Origin of the sequence: Myxococcus sp. CA005, assembly GCF_006518205.1 — a bacterium.
Lineage (GTDB): Bacteria > Myxococcota > Myxococcia > Myxococcales > Myxococcaceae > Myxococcus > Myxococcus xanthus.
In genome coordinates, this window is record NZ_SRLV01000187.1 from 1 (window position 1) to 2,717 (window position 2,717).

Below are 2,717 nucleotides of genomic sequence, written 5' to 3' on the forward strand. Positions count from 1 at the left end.
GAGTGGAACCACCGTGGAAGCCTCGTCCCCCCAGGCCTGCCCCCGCTGCCAGTCGCCTCGCGCCGCCGGGCCGGAGTGCCCCCGCTGCGGCATCATCTACGCCAAGGCGGAGGCCCGGGCGGCGCGGCAGCGCGAGGAAGCCCCCTCAGTGGCGCCCGGGGAACCACCGCCGCTCGTCGACCCCGCATGGCTGGCGACGCCCGACCTGCGCCCGGACGTGCTGCCACCGGAGACACCCGCCTGGGACGGCGACGCCGAGGAGGCCGCGTTCGAGCACCGCCTGCGCACCTGGGCCATCCCCGTGGCACTCCTGGTGTCCTACGTGGCGCTGAACGGCAACTTCAGCGCCTTCGCGGCCCGGCTCATCACCATGCCGTTCCATGAGCTGGGCCACGCCATGACGGCCTGGTTCTGCGGCCGGTCCGCGTTCCCCACGCTGTGGAAGACGGCCATCTTCGGCCGCTCCTATGTCCTCGCGCTGATGCTCGCCGCGGTGCTGGGCGCGTGGGCGTGGTGGGGGTGGAGGCGCCGTCAGTGGCTGTGGGTGGCCTGCGGCGCGAGCCTGCTGGCGCTCCAAGCCGTGGGCACGCTGCTGCTGTCGCCGCAGACAGTGGACATGCTCATCACCTTCAACGGCGATGGCGGGATGATGGTGCTGGGCACGGTGATGATGCTGACCATCTATGCCCCGGCGGGCAGCTACCTCCACAAGCAGGCCCTGCGCTGGGGCTTCCTGGGGCTCGGTGCGCTGTCGCTCATGGACGGCCTCCTCACGTGGTGGAAGTCGAAGAAGGACTTCAACGCCATCCCCTTCGGCAGAATGGAAGGCGTGGGCCTGAGCGACGCCAGCAAGCTGGTGGGGATGCCCCACAACTGGGGCGAGCACCAGCTCATCGGCAGGTACCTGACGGTGGCCACCGTGTGCTTCGCGGTGGTCGCCGGGGTGTACGTGGTGCAGTTCGTGCGAGGCCGGGCCCGGCTCGCCGCGCGCTGAGTCCCCGCGCGGCGGACGCGTCACGCCGCGTCGCCGAAAGGCCACACGAAGCCAGGGTGGCGCACCACCTCCGGTGTCCTCGCGCCCTTCCAGCGCAGCGACTCTCCCGGCCGCAGCACCAGGGGACTGGGAACGTCCTTCATCGTCCGCCGGACCTCGGCGAGCCGCTCCGGATAGGGGTCCGCGTCCGGGTTCTCATCCAGGTGACTGGCGCCGCTCACGGGCTCGCCGGGGTAGCCCGCGTAGCGAGGCCCCATGCCCTCGCGCCAGTACCAGGGCGCCCCGCCATCCGCGCAGGGCACCACGTAGCGCGCGCCCAGCAAGGCGCCATAGCGCAGCGCCTCCTCGGGCCCGGCCATGAGCCGCTGCGGCGCCTTCAGCATGGCGCGGGGGACGTTGACCAGGAACGCCTCCAGCGTGGTGAAGCCAAAGAAGATGGGCGCCAGCCGAAAGCCGCGGACGCCGCAGAAGAGCACGTCCACTGGAGCCTCGCGACGCACGCGCCGGCACACCGCCGCCATGTCTCCGCGCACGTCGTGCCCCGAGTCCGCGAAGAACGCCGCGGAGAAGCCGGGCGCCCGCACAAGCCACGCGTTGCCCTCATTGAAGAGGTCCGGGTACGGGCCTTCTCCATCCGTGGGCTGCTCGCCGTAGAACGGCAGCGCGCGCACGGTGACGTCGCCCACCTGCCGGGACTCGCCCCAGCACAAGGGCTCCACGCGCGTGAAGCCCAGCTGCGCCAGTCGCAGAGCACAGTCCGTGGAGAAGAGACTCTCACGCGCCACCGCCGGCACGAAGATGCGCGTGTCGCGAGGCAATTGCAGCAACGAGCCCAGGTGGAAGTGGTCCCCATGTGAATGGGTGATGACCACCGCGTCCACGCGTCCCACGTCGCGGGGCTGCATCGGCGGATAGCCCGGCGCGTCCACCGCACCCTCGGGCCGGAAGTACGGGTCCACCAGCACGCGTCCCTCGCGGCCCGCGACCAGCACCGTGTTGTGCCCCACGAAGAGCGCACCGGGCGAAGGCACCTCCACGGGCGCCTCATGGCGCACGAGCCAGCCCGCCTGCCCCAGGTCCGCCACCAACTCCGCCAGCACGGGCAGCGCCGCGAAGGCCCGAAGCTCCGCGCGCGTGGCGCCGCGCGCGAGCGCCGCGAAGAAGTCCGCCACGGCGGGCCACTCGGACGCACGCACGGGTACATCCAGGCCCAGTTCCTCCTGGCGAAGGTGCAGCACGCGCGGCCGGTGTCGCGTGGCCACCGGGAACAGCACGTCGGGACGCAACACGCGTCGGCCCATGCGCCGCTGCTTGCCCATGCACAGCGCGGCATAGCGCGGGGTGTCTTCCAGCCAACGCAAGAGCGCCTCCGCATCGTGCAGCGCTCCCTCACGCCCCAGCGTGGCGACGTGCCGCTTCAGTGGGAAAAAGGCCCGGCGGACAGGACGCGCGGTGGGGCCCTGAATGCTACAGCCCAGGTCCGCGTGGTGGTCGTCCTCCGTCCGGGCTGAGGCAAGCACAGCCAGACTGACGCCCCGGTTCAGGGTGAATTGCATGACGGCGGATGTTGCCACGCGTCACGCGCGGTGCGGTGTTTCTCCAACGTTCGGGCGAGCGGGCGGCCCGTCCCCCTCACCCGACCGCCCAGGTTGTGACAGGAGCGTGGAAGGCCGGTACCCTTGCCTTCGAATGTCATTGTCAGCCCCCTCGCTCCCCCCGGAGC

2 protein-coding genes are annotated in these 2,717 nt (G+C 71.4%); one reads left to right on the forward strand and one right to left on the reverse strand.

The features are described 5' to 3' along the window. Positions 1-994, forward strand: a 994-nt coding sequence (locus FMQ63_RS36995) for a hypothetical protein (protein ID WP_228556574.1), incomplete at its 5' end; no start/stop codon positions are given. Positions 995-1,014: 20 nt separating this feature from the next. On the opposite strand, the gene FMQ63_RS37000 is transcribed toward FMQ63_RS36995, so the two are convergent. Beyond that, a complete protein-coding gene (locus FMQ63_RS37000) occupies positions 1,015-2,550 on the reverse strand; it encodes an MBL fold metallo-hydrolase (protein ID WP_171452410.1) in 1,536 nt (511 codons plus the stop codon). Between the last annotated feature and the right edge of the window lie 167 nt (positions 2,551-2,717).

Coding starts and splice junctions, on each gene's coding strand:
- FMQ63_RS37000 (WP_171452410.1), bottom strand. CDS start 2,550: ATGCAATTCACCCTGAACCGGGGCGTCAGTCTGGCTGTGCTTGCCTCA.